The sequence below is a fragment of the Streptomyces sp. NPDC040545 genome (genome assembly GCF_055595065.1).
In genome coordinates, this window is the sequence record NZ_JBVIWA010000003.1 from 35,792 (window position 1) to 51,175 (window position 15,384).

15 protein-coding genes and 2 pseudogenes are annotated in these 15,384 nt (G+C 73.6%); 7 read left to right on the forward strand and 10 right to left on the reverse strand.

Annotated features, from left to right (window positions below; translation table 11 throughout):
- Positions 1-162: 162 nt before the first annotated feature.
- Both ACZ573_RS08195 and ACZ573_RS08200 read right to left on the reverse strand, forming a co-directional pair.
- Positions 163-576, reverse strand: coding sequence for a rodlin (locus ACZ573_RS08195; RefSeq protein WP_471300767.1), 414 nt, complete (start codon positions 574-576; stop codon positions 163-165).
- A gap of 92 nt (positions 577-668) precedes the next feature.
- Positions 669-1,415 (reverse strand): class I SAM-dependent methyltransferase, encoded by a 747-nt coding sequence (locus tag ACZ573_RS08200; RefSeq protein ID WP_471300770.1) that lies wholly within the window; start codon positions 1,413-1,415, stop codon positions 669-671.
- Here ACZ573_RS08200 and ACZ573_RS08205 point away from each other — a divergent pair.
- Positions 1,414-2,967 carry an AMP-binding protein gene (locus ACZ573_RS08205; RefSeq protein WP_471300773.1) on the forward strand — a complete coding sequence of 518 codons (1,554 nt, stop codon included), beginning with the start codon at positions 1,414-1,416 and terminating at the stop codon, positions 2,965-2,967. The two genes, ACZ573_RS08200 and ACZ573_RS08205, sit on opposite strands and share 2 nt — an antisense overlap.
- A 60-nt stretch (positions 2,968-3,027) precedes the next feature.
- Here the strand turns inward: ACZ573_RS08205 and ACZ573_RS08210 are convergent, their stop codons facing one another.
- Together ACZ573_RS08210 and ACZ573_RS08215 are read right to left on the reverse strand one after the other, a co-directional pair.
- Positions 3,028-4,185, reverse strand: coding sequence for a serine hydrolase domain-containing protein (locus tag ACZ573_RS08210; protein WP_471300776.1), 1,158 nt, complete (start codon positions 4,183-4,185; stop codon positions 3,028-3,030).
- A 102-nt stretch (positions 4,186-4,287) separates the two neighbouring features.
- Positions 4,288-4,800 (reverse strand): annotated as a pseudogene (locus ACZ573_RS08215) (hypothetical protein); the annotation flags it as partial.
- Positions 4,801-4,968: 168 nt separating this feature from the next.
- Here ACZ573_RS08215 and ACZ573_RS08220 point away from each other — a divergent pair.
- The 3 genes from ACZ573_RS08220 to ACZ573_RS08230 all read left to right on the forward strand — a co-directional run bounded on the left by ACZ573_RS08220 (position 4,969) and on the right by ACZ573_RS08230 (position 6,689).
- The gene (locus tag ACZ573_RS08220; RefSeq protein WP_471300778.1) at positions 4,969-5,400 is read left to right on the forward strand and encodes a GNAT family N-acetyltransferase; all 432 of its coding nucleotides are present in this window, start codon (positions 4,969-4,971) and stop codon (positions 5,398-5,400) included.
- Positions 5,401-5,489: 89 nt separating this feature from the next.
- Positions 5,490-5,843, forward strand: coding sequence for a VOC family protein (locus ACZ573_RS08225; protein WP_390799946.1), 354 nt, complete (start codon positions 5,490-5,492; stop codon positions 5,841-5,843).
- 132 nt (positions 5,844-5,975) lie between these two features.
- The gene (locus ACZ573_RS08230; RefSeq protein ID WP_471300781.1) at positions 5,976-6,689 is read left to right on the forward strand and encodes a hypothetical protein; all 714 of its coding nucleotides are present in this window, start codon (positions 5,976-5,978) and stop codon (positions 6,687-6,689) included.
- A 47-nt stretch (positions 6,690-6,736) separates the two neighbouring features.
- On the opposite strand, the gene ACZ573_RS08235 is transcribed toward ACZ573_RS08230, so the two are convergent.
- Positions 6,737-6,976, reverse strand: coding sequence for a hypothetical protein (locus tag ACZ573_RS08235; RefSeq protein ID WP_471300784.1), 240 nt, complete (start codon positions 6,974-6,976; stop codon positions 6,737-6,739).
- A 112-nt stretch (positions 6,977-7,088) separates the two neighbouring features.
- On the reverse strand, positions 7,089-7,751 hold the full coding sequence (locus tag ACZ573_RS08240) for a lysophospholipid acyltransferase family protein (RefSeq protein ID WP_471300787.1): 663 nt from the start codon (positions 7,749-7,751) through the stop codon (positions 7,089-7,091).
- A 224-nt stretch (positions 7,752-7,975) separates the two neighbouring features.
- On the opposite strand from ACZ573_RS08240, the gene ACZ573_RS08245 reads away from it, so the two are divergent.
- Positions 7,976-10,462, forward strand: coding sequence for a D-alanyl-D-alanine carboxypeptidase family protein (locus ACZ573_RS08245; protein ID WP_471300790.1), 2,487 nt, complete (start codon positions 7,976-7,978; stop codon positions 10,460-10,462).
- Between the two features lie 55 nt (positions 10,463-10,517).
- Here the strand turns inward: ACZ573_RS08245 and ACZ573_RS08250 are convergent, their stop codons facing one another.
- Both ACZ573_RS08250 and ACZ573_RS08255 read right to left on the reverse strand, forming a co-directional pair.
- Entirely contained in the window at positions 10,518-11,336 is an 819-nt protein-coding gene (locus ACZ573_RS08250) for a hypothetical protein (protein ID WP_471300792.1), read from the reverse strand.
- Positions 11,336-12,613, reverse strand: coding sequence for a VWA domain-containing protein (locus ACZ573_RS08255; protein ID WP_373040350.1), 1,278 nt, complete (start codon positions 12,611-12,613; stop codon positions 11,336-11,338). Before ACZ573_RS08255 ends, ACZ573_RS08250 begins: the two co-directional genes overlap by 1 nt.
- A gap of 172 nt (positions 12,614-12,785) precedes the next feature.
- On the opposite strand from ACZ573_RS08255, the gene ACZ573_RS08260 reads away from it, so the two are divergent.
- Positions 12,786-13,151, forward strand: a complete 366-nt coding sequence (locus ACZ573_RS08260) for a DUF6204 family protein (RefSeq protein ID WP_471300795.1) — start codon at positions 12,786-12,788, stop codon at positions 13,149-13,151.
- Between the two features lie 4 nt (positions 13,152-13,155).
- Here the strand turns inward: ACZ573_RS08260 and ACZ573_RS08265 are convergent.
- Together ACZ573_RS08265 and ACZ573_RS08270 are read right to left on the reverse strand one after the other, a co-directional pair.
- Positions 13,156-14,284: pseudogene (locus tag ACZ573_RS08265) on the reverse strand (FAD-dependent monooxygenase).
- A gap of 74 nt (positions 14,285-14,358) precedes the next feature.
- Positions 14,359-14,769, reverse strand: coding sequence for an Ohr family peroxiredoxin (locus ACZ573_RS08270; protein WP_471300798.1), 411 nt, complete (start codon positions 14,767-14,769; stop codon positions 14,359-14,361).
- A 128-nt stretch (positions 14,770-14,897) separates the two neighbouring features.
- Between ACZ573_RS08270 and ACZ573_RS08275 the strand changes: the two genes are divergently transcribed.
- Entirely contained in the window at positions 14,898-15,383 is a 486-nt protein-coding gene (locus ACZ573_RS08275) for a MarR family winged helix-turn-helix transcriptional regulator (protein ID WP_471300800.1), read from the forward strand.
- Position 15,384: the final 1 nt, after the last annotated feature.

The window sequence follows — 15,384 nt, forward strand, 5'->3', positions numbered from 1 at the left end:
CTCTGTGGCGTACGGTTCGGTGCCCACCCTGGCGGCCGGTCGGCCGCCGCGCGCCGGTGGAGGAGGCGGATCCGGGGAACCGTGGATCCGGGTGGAACAAGCCGGGGCCCCGTGGGCACTCGCGCAGGCGTCGGAGGCCCCGGCTCGCACAAGGGGACTGCGTCAGCTGCCGGCCGAGACGTTGCCCGACAGGACCGGGATGTTGTCCAGGATGTGGGAGAGCGGCTCGTCGCCCTTGGCCTGGGTGGAGTTCTCGGTGCACTGCTGGTTCTGCGGGTTGGACAGGACGTTGATGTCCTGGACGCCGACGTTGGCGAGGACCGCGATCAGCGACTGGGCGTTGACCTTGACGGGCAGGCCGATGCAGGGCTTGTTCAGGGTTCCCTGGACCACGCCGAGCTGCGGGCTCAGGTCGCCGCGGGTCTCCTGGTTGCCGTAGATCTGCGCGGCGCCGTTGCCCTGGACGGTGTTGACCCCGTTGTCGTTGCCGATGGCCATGGCCGGGGCGGCCAGGGCCGCGCCCGCGCCGACGATCGACGCGGTGACGGCGGCGGTGGCCATGAACTTCTTGATCATCAGTGGTCCTTCTGTCGCACGAGTGCACGGTGATAAGCACCTTGATCAACGGCTGCGGGGCGCGCAGGTTGCGACGCTTCACCCGAACAGCCCTACCGCGTCTCGCGCCCCCGGACGGCCACGCTCAGCTCGACGACGTAGTGCTCCTCCACCCATCCGTCCGGGAACCGGTCCATGAGGAGGACACGCTCGTCCTCCAGGAAGGCATCCGTGCCGGGCTCGCCGATGAGGAACAGGGAGTGGGTGGACAGCTTGGCCAGATGCGTGTCGACCGGGACACGACGCGACCACGCCAGCCGGCGGTCGGTGAAGCGCAGCCCCTCCTGGGACAGGGCACGCTCGTTGATGTACCAGCCCGGGCCGAACCGCTCCTCGATCCGGTTCTGCTGATCGGCGATCCAGCCGACCGAGGTGTCCGGGTCGTTCTGCCACACCGCCAGGGCCCCGCCGGGGCGCAGCACGCGCAGGGCCTCGGGGACGGCGTGCGCCGGGTCCGTCCAGTGCCAGGACTGCGCGTACGTCAACAGGTCCAGGCTGCCGCAGGCCAGCGGCAGCCGGTTGCCGTCCGCGCGGATCAGCGGGGTGCCGGGGTTGCGGCGCCGGAACTCCTGCGCCATGCCCTCGCCCGGCTCCACCCCGACCACCAGGGCCCCGCGGGCCTCCAGGAGGGCGGTGGCGATCCCCGTTCCCGCTCCGACGTCGGCGACCCGTGCTCCGGCCAGCGGAAAGCCGGCCATCTCCGCCAGCGTGTCGAAGAGCGCGGGCGGGTACGCGGGGCGATGGGCGGCGTAGCGTGCGGCCGCGGAGCTGAAGGAACGAGCACGGGATTCGTTCGTCATGGCGTCCATGATGCCGGTGTCCCGGAACGGCGCGGAGAGGCAGTCCCCCATGGTGGCCGCGCGGTATGTCACGTCGCTGGTAGGGGCGTTGGAGCGGTACGGCGGACAGCCCGCGCTCGGCGCCGGCCCGGTCGTCCTCGGATTCCAGGAGGTGCTCGACGGAGCCTGCCGGCTGGCCGGGGTGCTCTCCGGGGCGGGGATCGGGCGCGGCTCGGGGCTGGCCTGCGTCACGGGTTCGAACCGGCCGGAGGTGCTGCTCGTACGGATCGCCGCGCACCTGCTGGGTGCCCGGCTGACCCAGGTGCTCGCCGGGCCCGCCCTGTACGGGCTCGACTTCGTGCTGCGGGACTGCCGGCCGGACCTGGTCGTGCACGATGTGCCGGTGCCCGCGACCGGGGCGCCCCGGCTCGGCCTCGCCGAGCTGCTGCGCCGGGCCGGCCGGCAGGAGCCCGGAGCGGTGCCGGTACGGGCGCGGGAGGACGATGTGGCGCGGGTGACGTACACGGGCGGGACCACGGGACGGCCCAAGGGGGTGGCCTTCACCTTCGGGGCGCTGGCCGCGCGGAACGCCGTACGGCCGGCGGCCTGGGCGGACTCGGTGTACCTGTCGGTGACCTCGCTGGCGCAGCGGTCGGGCGGGCGGTGCCTGGAGCAGTGGCGGGCCGGGGGCCGGGTGGAGATCCTCGAACCGTTCGCGCCCGCCGGGTTCGCGGCGGCCTGCCGCCGCCTGGGGCCGGTGGCCACGTACCTGACGACCTCGATGGTGTACCGGCTCCTGGACGACCCGGCGACCGCCCGGGGTGTGCCGGGTCTGGAGGCGGTCTCCTACGGCGATTCGCCCGTCCACCCCGAGCGGTTGCGCGAGGCGGTGACCCGCTGGGGCGGCCGGTGGCGGCAGGGCTACGGCACCAACGAGGCGGCGGTGATCTGCCGGCTCTCCCCCGCCGATCACGATGCGGCGGTGGCCGGGCGGCCCGAGCTGCTGGCGTCGGTGGGGCGGCCCGTCGCGGGCGTGGCGGTGGAGGTGCGCGACGGGCGGGGTACGGCGGTGGCGGCCGGCCGCACGGGCGAGGTGTGGATGCGGTCGGGGGCGATGATGACCGGGTACTGGGGCCGGCCCGGGCTGACGGCCGGGGTACTGCGGGACGGGTGGCTGCGGACCGGGGACCTCGGGCACTTCGGGGCGGACGGCTACCTGTACCTGGACGACCGGATCCACGACGTGGTGATGGTCCACGGGGACAACGTGTACTGCGTGCCCGTCGAGGCCGCGCTCGCCCGGCATCCCGCGGTCGCGCAGGCCGTGGTGGTGGGTCGGCACAGCGACGTCACCGGCGAGGAGGTGTGCGCCTTCCTCGTACCGGCGGCGGGGTACGAGCCCGGCGCCGGGCTCGCTGCCGAGGCCTGTGACCTGGTGGAGAAGGAGCTGGCCCCGGCGCACCGGCCCACCGCGGTGTTCTGGGAGCGGGCGATCCCGCTGACGGCGCGGGGCAAGCCGGACAAGCGCCGGCTCCGGGAACGGGCGGCGGGGGCAGCCGATCGGCAGGCGTAGGAGCGGCGGGTCGGGCGGTGCGGTCAAGGACGGGTCGGGCGGTCGGGACAGGCGGGATGGTCAGGCCCGGGTGGCGGCGTAGGTCCAGAACTCGCGCATCACCGGGGGCGAGGCGGGGCCGGCCAGCTCCCGCTGGGTGAGCAGCAGGGTGAGCGTCCCGGTGGCGGGGACGATGTGGGCGGCGGTGCCGGTGCCGCCGATCCAGCCGTACCGGCCCGGTACGTTCCACGGGTCGAGGCGGGCCACGTCGACCGATCCGCCGAACCCCCAGCCCTGACCCTCCAGGAACAGGGTGCCCGCGGCACGCTGGGGCGCGGTGAGGTGATCGGTGGTCATCTGCCGTACCGAGTCCGCCGAGAGCAGCCGCCGCCCGCCCCCGTACGCGCCGCCCGCGAGCAGCATCCGGCCGAAGGCGTACAGGTCGTCGACGGTGGAGACGAGGCCGCCCGCCCCGGACGGGAAGGCGGGAAGGGTGCTCCAGTCGCCGTCGGGCGCGTCCACGAGCTCCAGGGCTCCGCCGTCGGGAGCGTCCCGGTAGTAGCTGGTGAACCGGTGGAGCTGCCCCCGCGGTACGGCGAACGCGGTGTCCCGCATGCCGAGCGGCTCGAAGACGCGCTCGGCGAGCACGTCCTGGAAGGGCCGGCCGGTCGCTCGGGCGATCAGCACTCCGAGGATGTCGGAGCAGGTGTTGTAGAGCCATGCCTCGCCGGGCTGGTGGAGGAGCGGGATCCGGCCCAGGGCCGCCATCCACACGTCCGGCTCCGCCACCTCCTGCGGCCTGGGCGGTCCCTGCTTCAGCCTGCCGAACAGCGGGGCGACGGCGGGCAGCGAGAAGTCGGCGGGGAAGCCGTACCCGGCGCGGAAGGTGAGGAGGTCGGCGACGGTGATCGGACGGTCGGCGGGCACCACGTCGTCGAGCGGTGCGGAAGGCGTGCGGACCACCGTCGGCGCCGCGAGTTCCGGCAGCCAGCGGGCCACGGGGACGTCGAGGGCCAGCAGTCCGTCCTCGACCAGCATCATGGTGGCCGCGGCGGTCACGGGCTTGGTGACGGAGGCGATCCGGAACAGGGAGTCCCGGGCCATGGGCGCGGTGCCGGCCGTGTCGAGGGAGCCGACGGCAGCGACCTCGACGTCATCGCCATGTGCCACCAGGGCCACTGCGCCGGGCAGTGATCCGTCACCGACGTGGGTCTCCAGGAGACTGCGCAGGTCGCTCATGGTCCACCTTCTCGCTTCTCGTACGGGCGGATGCTCGTAGGGAAGACTGCCGCCGGGTGCCGGATTCATCGGTCCGACACGACCGGGTACGGACACGGCCGCCTATGCGGCCGGGACCACCGAGGCGCGTATCGCCGAGGCCCACTCGCCCAGCAGGGCGGCGTGGCGGATCCGCTCCGCGTCGGAGAGACGGCCCTCGGCGCGTGCGAAGAGGCAGCGGATGTCCGCGTTGATCTCGGCGAGGGAACGTTCGGGGGCGAGGTGATCGTCAGAGGTCGGGCTCACGTGATCAAGAGTAGGCGGCGCCTCTGACAACGGTGGACCATGTCCGTCATGCGGACGTCCGGAGCGGCGCTCCGCCCCCTCCTTCACCATGGCCACCGCGACCGCGTGGCCCAGGCGCTCCACGGGGCCCGGGACCAGGCGGATCAGCAGCTCGTACAGGGCGAGGATCTCCGCCCAGTCGGTGTCCTCGCCGCTCGCCGCCTCGTCGTGCACGGCCGCGATCGCGGCGCGCAGCTGGTACGGGCCCAGCGGGGCGTGGGTGAGGGCGTCACTGACCAGGGCGACCCCTTCGGCGACGGCGTCGCGGTCCCAGCGCGTGCGGTCCTGCTCGGACCGGGATCGGAAGGCGGATCGGCATCGGCATCGGCATCGGCATCGGCATCGGGAGCCTTTCGCAGGGGACGTCGGAGCCGTCCTTCCCCTTTCTGCACGTCGGCTGCGAGCGCGCGCGGCGGCTTCGGCCCTGGGCTGTCCCGTGGGGCCCAGTAGGCTCGTCGTATGAAGATCATCGACCTTGAGCCCGGCGATCCCCGGCTCGCCACCGACCTGCTTCCCGTGCTGCTCGAACTGCGTCCCCACCTCACCGAGGAGCTGTTCCTCAGGATCCTCACGGAGGGGCACGGCCAGGGGCTGCGCTTCACCGCCGCCTACGACGCGGACGGCCGGTGCGTGGGCGCGGCCGGCTGGCGGATCGTCGTCAACACCTCGGCGGTCCGCTCGCTCTACGTCGACGACCTGGTCACCGCCGCCACCGCCCGTTCCACCGGCGTGGGCCACGAGCTGCTCGCGCACCTGGAGCAGCAGGCCCTGGCCGTCGGCTGCACCGCTCTCACGCTGGAATCCGGCACCCAGCGGACCGACGCGCACCGCTTCTACTTCCGCGAGCGGATGGCCGTGACCGCCTTCAGCTTCGAGAAGCCGCTGGTTTGACGCGTTCGCCCGCGAGGAAGTCGTGGACGTCGGGCGGGGGTGGGTGTGGTGCCTGCGCGGCCGGTGGCCGTCCTGGCACCATGGGCGGCATGGAACGTGTGCTGGGAATCGGCGGGTATTTCATGCGGGCGGCCGACCCGGCGGCCCTCGGTGCGTGGTACCGCGACTGCCTGGGCCTGGACGCCGACGAGCACGGCCTGTGGCAGCAGGGCGCCGGCCCGACGGTGTTCGCGCCGTTCGAGTCCGAGACGGACTACTTCGGCTCCCGGACCCAGCAGACCATGCTCAACTTCCGGGTCCGCGACCTGGATGCGATGCTCGCCCAACTGCGCGCCAAGGGCGCGGACGTGGACGAGGAGACGCAGGACATGGAAGGCGTCGGCCGCTTCGGCTGGGTCACGGATCCTGCGGGCAACCGGGTCGAACTGTGGCAGCCCGCCTGACCAAGCCCCTGGTGACCGGCCCCGGCGAACCGTGACCGAACCGTCGCCGCCTCGAAGCGTGATCGACCTCGTCGGAAGGGGCGCCGCCTTGCTAGCTTCCTGGCGAAGCCGCCCCCCAGGAGGACCGATCCCATGCCAGTTTCCCGATGCCCCCGCAGCGCACTGGGCGCGGCGGCCGTGGCCGCCGTCCTGCTGGCTGGCACCACCGGGTGCGGGGACAAGAACGGCACGGCCCCGGCGGCGGCCTCGGTTTCGCCGTCCGCCGAGGTGTCGGCGTCGGTGTCCGCCTCGGAGTCGGCTTCCGCCTCGCCGTCGGCCCCCACCTCCTCGCCGCCCGAGCCCTCCGCATCGGCGACCCCCACGACGGCCGTGACCCGGCCCGCGACACCTCCCCCGGCCCCGACCCGCCTCACGGTCGCGGTCGACACCCGGGGCGGTCGGCTCGCCCTCGTACGGGGCGGCGCCCCGCAGGAGTTCACCGTCACCCTGCGCAACGGCAATTCCGCCGAGTACCGGCACGTGCTGGTCGCCTTCCAGATGGAGATGCTGGTCGGCGAAGGCGGCGCCGGGGCGGGCGGCGGGCCGGGGTTCCTGCTGGAGCGCTTCGACCCGGGCTCGGGCAGCTGGCGCCCCGCCGACTTCCGTATCGCCAACGACGCCAAGCCGGCGTCCCTGTTCTCGGGTGGCAGCCCGCTCGCCCGCGAGGCCGTCCGCACCGAGCGCTACCGGCTGCGCGCCACGGCGGGCGGACCCACGGGCAGCAGCCCGGTGGTGGTGTCCTTCATCGACACGGACGCCGACGGTGAGGTCGCGGCCCATGTGGTCCTCGGGCACAGCACCCGCTGAGTGCCGTGGCTGGTGCTGTGACCGGAAAGGTTCACCGGGTCACAGCACTAGCTCGGGATCGTCCAGGTGTACTTGCCGCCACTGATCCACCGGACCACCTCGAGGTCGTCGAGGTCGTGGATCGAGATCCCGGCCTCCGCGGCGATCAGGAGCACGTCGGTCATCGATGTCGCCCTGCCGACGAACTCGCCGTCGACCTCCACGATGCGGAAGGGAGGGTTTCCGGGTTGCACCCCCAGTACGGTGATCCGCGCCGGCGAGATGTGTGGTGTCGAGCCTTCGGTCATGCGGAGACGGTCGCATGCCGTGCCCGGTGACGGGCTCGGCGACACGCGAGGGGCCGATCGGCTTCCTCCGCGACAGTGTGCGCTTCCACGGCGCGGCCGTGCGGGACCGGCCTCAGGCCCTCTCCCGGCCCGCCTCCCCGAGGGCGGACGCCGCGGTTCGCCAGGCGGCCGTGACCGCTTGACGGGCCCGGTCCGTAGCCTCCGGCACCCGGTCGGGCAGGTGCAGCGGCGAGCCGATGTGGACGTGGAAGCAGGGCCTGCGCAGCGGGGCGGTGAAGACGCCGGCGAGTTGCTTGGCGCCGTTCCCGGAGCAGAGGCGGCGGGCACCCGCCTGGCCGACGGGCACGACCGGGGCGCCCGTCGCGGCGGCGAGCCGGGCCAGGCCGCTACGGAACGGGCCGGGGGCCGTCTCCCCCGCGTCGCGGCGTACGGGGAGCCGGCCTTCGCCGTAGAGCAGCACGCTGCGGCCCGAGGCAAGGGCGACGGCCGCCGCGTCGAGGGACTCGGCCGCCCGGGCCGTGCCGCGGTGGACGGCGATATGGCCTTCGCGGCGGAGCGCGGAGCCGAGCAGCGGGACCCGCCAGAGGCCACTGGTGGCCAGGATGACCGGCTCGATCCCGTACCGGCGCAGCGCGGCGACCACGACGGCCGGATCGGCGAGGGAGGTGTGGTTGGCGACCAGGATGGCGCCGGGAGCGGGGCGGTCCCCGGGGTCGGCGGTGACGGTCAGCCGCCCGAAGGCGGGTACGAGGGCGGCGGCGATTCGGCTGAGCATGGACGACCCCGTTCGGACGGTGAGGTGATGGTGCGATGTGTCCCATGGTCGGCCGGAGGGGCGGGCGGGGGCATGAGTAGGCGTACTCAGCGAATATGACCGAACGGTCACAAGATCCAGCGGATGGAACGGGCGGGGATCCGGGGACATCTGGCAGTGCGGCGAGGCCCCGCGGGGCCTCGCCGGTCGTATCGGCATGATGTGAGCAGCAAGGCGGGGCTGGGATGAAGGCGGTAACGGTGGCGGGCGGTTCCTCGGACGACCCGGAGATCGAGGCAGAGACCACCGTCCTGGAGGGGGAGCCGAAGGCGACGGCGGAGGCCGAAGCCGAAGCCGGCGCCGCCGCCGAGAGCGAGGGCCGACCGGAGCCGGAGGGCGACGCCGTCGCCGAGGCCGACGTCGAGCCCGAAGCCGGAGCCGAATCCCCGGGCGAGGCGGAGCCCGAGGCGGAAGCCGACCCCGAGGCCGAGACGGGGTCCTCCGATGCGGAAGCCGACCACAAGTCCGAGGCCGAGGCCGAGCCCGGGTCCTACGAGTCGGAGGCCGAGGCCGAACGCGCGGGCGAGTCCGGGGCAGAGGCCGAGGCCGAGCACGCGGGCGAGGCCCGCCCCGAGGCGGACGCCGAACCCGAGGGCGAAGCCGACCCCCAGGCCGCAGCCGAGCCGGAGCACGCGGGCGAAGCCGACACCGAACTCCCGGGCGAAGCCCACCCCGAGGCGGAGGCCGAGCTGGAGCGGGCGGATGCGGCTGGCGCCGGACTCCTCGGCGAAGCCGACCCCGCGACGGGCACCGATCCCGAGGCCGATTCCGATTCCGAGCGCCTGGGCGAAGCTGACGCCGGGCTCCCGGGCGAGGCCGGCTCCGAGACGGACGCCGAACCCGAGGCCGACGCCGGCCCCAAGGCGAAGGCCGAACCCAAGGGCGAAGCCGACCCCCAGGCCGCAGCCGAGCCGGAGCACGCGGGCGAGGCCGGCTCCGAGACGGACGCCGAACCCGAGGCCGAGCCTGACGTCACGGACGGCTCCGAGGCGGAGGCCGACTCCGAGGGCGAAGCCGGCGCCGACGACCGGCCCGAGGCGGACACCGAGGGCGGCGACGGCGAACCCGTCGCCCAGGACCAGGCCGACGAGCGGCGGCCCGAGGGGAAAGCCGAGCCGAAGGCGCCCGAGGCCGGGACCGGGCGCGAAGACGCGTCCGACGAGACGATGCTCATCACCCTGCCCAAGCAGAAGCCCGCCCAGCCCAACGCCCCGCGGAAAGCGCCCGCCTGGGCTCGGGACACGGAGCCGGACCCCGAGCGGACGAGCCAGTTCGTCGCGCTCAAGGACGTCGACCTGCCTGCACCCGTCGCGCCGCGGGCTCAGCCGCAGCCCACCGAAGCCAAGGTCGCCGCGCCGGCTCCCGCCGCGCCGCTGCCTCCGCTCGACCTGCTGGCCGAGCTCACCAACACCCCTGCCCCGGCGGAGACCCCGCGCCGGACCGCGCTGCGCCGCGTCAAGATATGGACGCCGATCCTGCTGCTCCTCGCGGGCGCCGGCGTCGGCGCCCAGCTGCTGCGCCCCCTGCCCACCCCGCAGCTCGTCGCCGCCGAGGCCGACCGCACCGTCGACGGTCAGTTCTCCATCCCCTGGCCCGCCAAGGGCCAGGGCGCCGTTCGCATCTCCGGCTCCGGCGACGTCGGCACCTTCGGTGAGCAGAAGCCCGTCCCGACGGCCAGCGTCGCCAAGGTGATGACGGCCTACGTGATCCTCAAGGGCCATCCGCTGCGCAAGACCGACCCTGGTCCGGACATCACGGTCGACGCGAAGACCGTGGCGGACGGCAACTCGGAGCACGAGTCCCGCATCCCGGGCCTGACCGCCGGGCAGAAGTTCAGCCAGCAGGACATGCTCAAGATGCTCATGATCCCCTCGGGCAACAACGTCGCCCGGCTGCTGGCGCGCTGGGACACCGGCACCGACTCCGAGGCCGCGTTCGTCGCGAAGATGAACGCCGCCGCCAAGGAGCTCGGGATGGAGAACACCACGTACACGGACCCCAGCGGTCTGGACGCGGGCACCGTCAGCACGGCCACCGATCAGCTGAAGCTCGCCGAGGCCGTCATGAAGGACGAGGTGTTCCGCTCGATCGTCGCGCTCCCGAACGCCACCATCAAGGGGCTCTCCCAGCGGCTCGAGAACAACAACACCCTGCTCACCACCAGCATCCGGGGAATCAAGACCGGTTCCAGCACGCCCGCCGGCGGGACCCTGATGTGGGCGGCCTACAAGTCGATCGATGGCAAGGACCAGTTGATCCTCGGCACGTTGATGGACCAGCGGGTGGACGGGCCGGACGAGGACGGAGCGAACAGCCTGAAGCTGGTGCTGGCGAACAGCAAGACGATCATCGAGGGGGTACGGACGGCGCTCGCGTCGGCCCCGGTGATCCGCAAGGGCGACGTCGTGGGCCATGTGGACGACGGGCTCGGCGGCCGTACTCCGCTGGTGGCCACCAAGGACGTGAACGTGATCGGCGTCCCGGGCCAGCAGTTGAAGCTGTCCCTCGCCCCCACCGCCGGTGCCGGACCGCTGCCGCACACCGCGAAGGCCGGTTCCGAGGTGGCCGTGCTGACGGTGGGCAGCGGGGAGGGTGCCCGGAGCGTGCCGGTGGCGGTCAAGGGGGCTCTGGCCGAGCCCTCGTTCGGGACCCGGCTGACCCGCGGCCGCTGAATCGCGGGACAAATGAGGGGAGGCCGTGGCCCGCGGGCCACGGCCTCCCCGTTTTTCAGGCGCCCGGCGGGATCCTGGACGGGCGGCCCGCGCCGCGCGTCAGGGAGTACCCGAGGATGCCCGCGAGGGCGGCGAGCACGCCGCCCGCGGCGGTCCAGATCCAGCGGTCCGTCCACCAGCCGCCGGCCCAGCCGTCCTCCGGCTCGCGCAGGGTCGCGGTCACGGTGCCCGCGACCAGCGGGGTGGAGAGGGCGCCGTCCACGGCCTGGACGCCGCCGGTCTCCTTCACGTCGGCCTCGACGGCCGCGCGCACCGGCAGGCCCTTGTCCTCGTCCGGCTGGTCGACGGCCGTCAGGCGAATGTAGTAGCTGCCCGGCAGCGGATCGTTGGCCCACGGCTCGGCGCCGGCGCGTACGGTGCGCAGGGTGCAGGACAGTTCGACCGTGGCGGCTTCCTTCGCCGCGGCCGCGGTCTGCCTGCCGTAGGTGCAGGCCTGGCGGCGGCGCAGTCCGTCGTACACGTCGAGCTGCCAGGTCGAGGCGCCGTGCCGGGCCGCCGCATCGGGCAGGGTGACGGCGGCCTTCACCGTGGCGCGCTGCTGCGCGTCGATCGGCACCACCCAGTAGAGGTAGTCGCCGCTGGAGGCGCCGGCCGTGGCCTTCTGGCCCGGGCGGAACGCCGCAGCGGTACGGAAGCTGGTGCCGGCCTCGGTCGGAGCGGATTCGGCCTTGGCCCCGCCCCCGCCCGGGCTCGCGCTGGCGCTGGCACTCGGCGAGGGCGTGTCCGCGGCGGCCGTACCCACGGCCGTACCCGCCACCGTGAGGGCGGCGGCCGCGGCCAGCAGGGACGCGGTCAGTGTGCCTACTCTACGCATCAGTTGGTCCTCCAGACGGAGATGCGCCAGCGGGAGATCCATCCCCACACCAGACCGGCCAGCAGCCCGGCGAGCGCCAGCACGGCCAGCAGCCACCAGCCCCGCCCGAGGCCGAACGCGGCGACGTCGGAGGCCTCGTCGGGTCCGTCCACCAGGTCGATGGTCAGCTCGACGGGCATGCCCGGGGTCGTCTTGACGGAGGCGGGAGCGGAGAAGGAGTTGCTGACCTGGAGGCAGACGGTCTCCGGCACGGGCTTGGCGTCCGAGTCCAGGCCGTCGATCTCGGCCTTCGGGTAGCGCAGGCCGGTCGAGAGGACGTCGGTACGCCCGTCACCCGCCTCCGAGCCGCGCACGATCTCGCGCCCGTGGACGGTGGTGGCGCGCAGCAGGACGCCGTAGTCGTTGTTGACGGCGCGGTCGGCGCCGATGCTGACCGAGGCGCGCAGTTCCTGCCCCGGGAGGACGTCGACCCGGTACCAGCGGTGTTCGCCGAAGGTCTCGCGGTCACTGTAGAGGCCGGCCTTCAGCTGCGGGGCGCCCTCGCACTGCTTCGCGCCCTCGGTCGCCACCGGGTTGACGACCGGGTCCGCGGCCCGGTCGACGAGTTGTTTCACTCTGCCGGAGAGGTCCGCCTTGTGCTGCACCGAGGTGTAGGTGCCGCCGGTGGCCTCGGCGATGCAGGTCAGCTGGGCCCGGGTCTTGGCGTCCGGGACCAGGCCGAGGGTGTCGATGACCAGGTGGATGCCCTTGGCGGCGATGTCGCGCGCCACTTCGCACGGGTCGAGCGGGGCGCAGGTGTCCTCGCCGTCCGTGATGAGCACGATCCGCTTGGAACCGTTGCCGCCCTCCAGGTCCTGGGCTGCGCCGAGCAGGGCCGGTCCGATCGGCGTCCAGCCGGTGGGGGCGAGGGTCGCCACCGCGGTCTTCGCCTCGGTCCGGTCGAGGGGGCCGACCGCGTAGAGCTGCTTGGTGTCCTTGCAGCCGAGGGCCCGGTCGTCCCCCGGGTAGTTGGCCCCCAGGGTCCGTATGCCGAGGCGCACCTCGGCCGGGACCGCGTCGATGACCTCGTTGAAGGCCTGCTTGGCCGCGGCCATGCGGGTCTGTCCGTCGATGTCGTTGGCCCGCATGGAGCCGCTCACGTCGAGGACGAGGTCGACCTTGGGGGGTTCCTTCGCCGTCGGTTCGTCGGCGGCGGTGGCGCTCGCCGGGAAGAGCCCGACGGCCAGGGCGGCGAGCAGGCCGCACGCCCCGACCGCAAGCCTTTTTCTTGTGATCATCGCCGGATCGTATTGAGGATCGTCCGGCAATCCAAAACGGGCTCCCGGCCGGGGCTTTCGGGGTGTCCGTGCGGTGTACGCGGCCCTGCACGGCCGTCCGCGGGGTGGCGGGCGGGGCGGACCGGCGGATATCCGGATGCAGGGGACGCGGTGCCCGATCTAGTCTCCGGGGATGAGCGCTACCCGTACCTTCCGTATCACCGTCCGCGGCTCGTTCGACGGTCTGACCGACGACCAGACGGCCGAGCTGCTCGCCGCCGCGCCCGAGCACGACATGCTGCGCGCGGAGTTCACCGCCGACGGGCACCTCACGTACGACCTCGCGGCCCGCCCCTTCTTCACCTTCCGCTTCGTGGACACGGGCGAGGCCGAGGAGGACATCCTCGACGCGACGGCCCGGGCGGAGCTGGCGGCGGAGAGCTGGCTGGACGAGCGCGGGTACGGCTTCAAGCAGCTGAGGTCGCAGGCCCAGGACATGTCGCTGGCCCCGCTGGGCAAGCGACAGCGCCGCGAGGCCGCCCGGGGCGCCCAGGCCTGACGGATCAGTTCGGCGGGGGCGCGGCGAAAACGGCCGCGAGGTGGGCGGCCAGCGGTCGCGGGTCGGGCGGGGAGAGCGGGAGCCGGGCGCCGAGGTATCCGTCCGGGCGGACCACGAAGGCCGTGGGCTCCTCGGCCGCGTAGAGGCGGGCGAACTCGCCCCGGGTGTCGGCGTAGACCGGCAGGGTCGTCCCGTCGGCCTCGATGATGGCGTGCGCGTCGGCGCCGGCGGCCGCCTCCGCCGCGAGCACCAGGCAGACCTCCATCCGGCCGCCCGAGGACTCCCGCGCCGTCCGGACGACTGCGTCGAGGCCCGGCCCGGTCGCGGACCCTGGCCCGAACGCGGCTCCGTAGAGCGGCAGTACGTGGTCCCGCTCGCGCAGGACGTCGTACAGGCGCAGCGCGTAGGCGGTGCCGGGCCCGGTGAGGCCCGCGCAGTCGGGGGCCCGGTCGCCGGGCCGGGGGCCCCGGCCTTCGGCGGCCGGGTCCACGGTCGGGCTTCCCCGGTAGCCGACGAGGAGTTGGGCCTCGCGCATCATCACCGTGGCCGGGTCGTCGGGGTCGTTCTCCATTCCCTCGACGGCGTGCCGTACGGTGCGGCCGACGACTTCCTCGCCGACGGGCCGGCGCTCGGCGTCGTGACCGGCGAGCAGGCCGGGGTGGGCCGCGCCCGCGCAGGCCAGCGCAGCTCTTCCTCCGCCCCGGACGGCGTGTGCAGCCGGCAGGTCACCCCGTCGGCGTCCTGGGTGAACGACACGAGTTCGGTGCCTCGTTCGACGGTCGTTCCGAAGCGGCCCAGGAACTCGTCGAGGATGCGCTCGGTCTCGTACTGCGGCAGCGCCTCGAATCCGTAGGGCACTTCGGGCGGCACGGCGAGCTCGGTGCGGGCCTTCTCGACTCCGTTGACGCAGGGAACTGCCCCCGCATCGGGACGGCCGCCTCCAAGGCGGCGCGGACCACCCCCATGCGGTCCCATACCTCCAGCGTGCGCGGCTGGATGCCCACGGCTTTCGCGAACGGCAGCCGGTCGACGATCCGGCAGGTGACGCCCCGTCTGCGGAGCTCCGCGGCGGCGGTCAGCCCGACCGGGCCGGCGCCGGCGACGAGGACGTCCGTTGCGTAGGTGCGCGCCACTTGCGCCTCCCGGCGTGCGGCCCCCTGGGGATCGTGCCCCTCCATGGTGGCCGCGCGCCGGGTATCCGGCATCTTTACTCGATCACGAGCTCGACGTCGATGTTGCCGCGGGTGGCGCGGGAGTACGGGCAGACCTCGTGCGCCTGCTTGACCAGCAGGGCGCCCGTCTCGCCGGCCAGGGACTCGGGGAGCTCGACGCGCAGGGTGACGCCCAGGCCGAAGCCGGCGCCGTCCTTGCCGATGGAGACCTCCGCGGTGACCGAGACCTCGCTGGTGTCGGCCTTGGCCTGGCGGCCGACCAGGCCGAGCGCGCTGGCGAAGCAGGCGGCGAAGCCGGCCGCGAAGAGCTGCTCGGGGTTGGTGCCCTGCCCGTTGCCGCCGAGCGCCGGGGGCATGGCGAGGGCGAGGTCGATCTGGCCGTCGGAGCTGACGGTGCGGCCCTCGCGGCCGTTGGCGGTGGCGACAGCGGTGTAGAGCGCGTCCATGAGAGTTCCTCTCGCAGAAATGAACCGTGGCGGCGGCCGGTGGTCGGCCGCGCTCCACCAGTAGAGCACGCAATTAAGTTGTGCGCAATTCAATGCCGCTCAAGTCCGGTCCGGGTACACTTGCCGCCATGACCGAGCAGCCGACCGCGCCCCACCCCGACCAGGACTTCCTGCGCCTGGACGGCCAGATCTGCTTCGCGCTGAACGCCGCGAGCCGTGCCTTCGGCGGCCTCTACCGCGTCGTCCTCAAGGACCTGGGGCTCACCTACCCGCAGTACCTGGTGATGCTCGTGCTCTGGGAGCACGGCGAGCTGCCGGTCAAGGAGATCGGGCAGCACCTCCGGCTGGACTCGGGCACGCTGTCCCCGCTGCTCAAGCGGCTGGAGACGGCCGGACTGGTCCGCCGCGAGCGCAGCACCGAGGACGAGCGCTCCGTCCGCGCCCACCTGACCGACGAGGGCGCCGCGCTGCGCGTGCGCGCCGCGGAGGTGCCCCGGCGGATCGCGGCGGCGACCGGCTTCGAGCTCGCCGAGGTCCTCGACCTCCAGACCCGCCTGAACCGGCTCACCGCCGCCCTCGACGCGGCCGTGCCGCGGGAGGCAGGAGAGGCGTAGC

What these genes read in the sequence shown, in the direction of transcription:
- ACZ573_RS08195 (WP_471300767.1), bottom strand. Translation starts at nt 576, where the DNA reads ATGATCAAGAAGTTCATGGCCACCGCCGCCGTCACCGCGTCGATCGTC.
- ACZ573_RS08205 (WP_471300773.1), top strand. Translation starts at nt 1,414, where the DNA reads ATGGCGTCCATGATGCCGGTGTCCCGGAACGGCGCGGAGAGGCAGTCC.
- ACZ573_RS08200 (WP_471300770.1), bottom strand. Translation starts at nt 1,415, where the DNA reads ATGACGAACGAATCCCGTGCTCGTTCCTTCAGCTCCGCGGCCGCACGC.
- ACZ573_RS08210 (WP_471300776.1), bottom strand. Translation starts at nt 4,185, where the DNA reads ATGAGCGACCTGCGCAGTCTCCTGGAGACCCACGTCGGTGACGGATCA.
- ACZ573_RS08220 (WP_471300778.1), top strand. Translation starts at nt 4,969, where the DNA reads ATGAAGATCATCGACCTTGAGCCCGGCGATCCCCGGCTCGCCACCGAC.
- ACZ573_RS08225 (WP_390799946.1), top strand. Translation starts at nt 5,490, where the DNA reads ATGGAACGTGTGCTGGGAATCGGCGGGTATTTCATGCGGGCGGCCGAC.
- ACZ573_RS08230 (WP_471300781.1), top strand. Translation starts at nt 5,976, where the DNA reads ATGCCAGTTTCCCGATGCCCCCGCAGCGCACTGGGCGCGGCGGCCGTG.
- ACZ573_RS08235 (WP_471300784.1), bottom strand. Translation starts at nt 6,976, where the DNA reads ATGACCGAAGGCTCGACACCACACATCTCGCCGGCGCGGATCACCGTA.
- ACZ573_RS08240 (WP_471300787.1), bottom strand. Translation starts at nt 7,751, where the DNA reads ATGCTCAGCCGAATCGCCGCCGCCCTCGTACCCGCCTTCGGGCGGCTG.
- ACZ573_RS08245 (WP_471300790.1), top strand. Translation starts at nt 7,976, where the DNA reads ATGAAGGCGGTAACGGTGGCGGGCGGTTCCTCGGACGACCCGGAGATC.
- ACZ573_RS08250 (WP_471300792.1), bottom strand. Translation starts at nt 11,336, where the DNA reads ATGCGTAGAGTAGGCACACTGACCGCGTCCCTGCTGGCCGCGGCCGCC.
- ACZ573_RS08255 (WP_373040350.1), bottom strand. Translation starts at nt 12,613, where the DNA reads ATGATCACAAGAAAAAGGCTTGCGGTCGGGGCGTGCGGCCTGCTCGCC.
- ACZ573_RS08260 (WP_471300795.1), top strand. Translation starts at nt 12,786, where the DNA reads ATGAGCGCTACCCGTACCTTCCGTATCACCGTCCGCGGCTCGTTCGAC.
- ACZ573_RS08270 (WP_471300798.1), bottom strand. Translation starts at nt 14,769, where the DNA reads ATGGACGCGCTCTACACCGCTGTCGCCACCGCCAACGGCCGCGAGGGC.
- ACZ573_RS08275 (WP_471300800.1), top strand. Translation starts at nt 14,898, where the DNA reads ATGACCGAGCAGCCGACCGCGCCCCACCCCGACCAGGACTTCCTGCGC.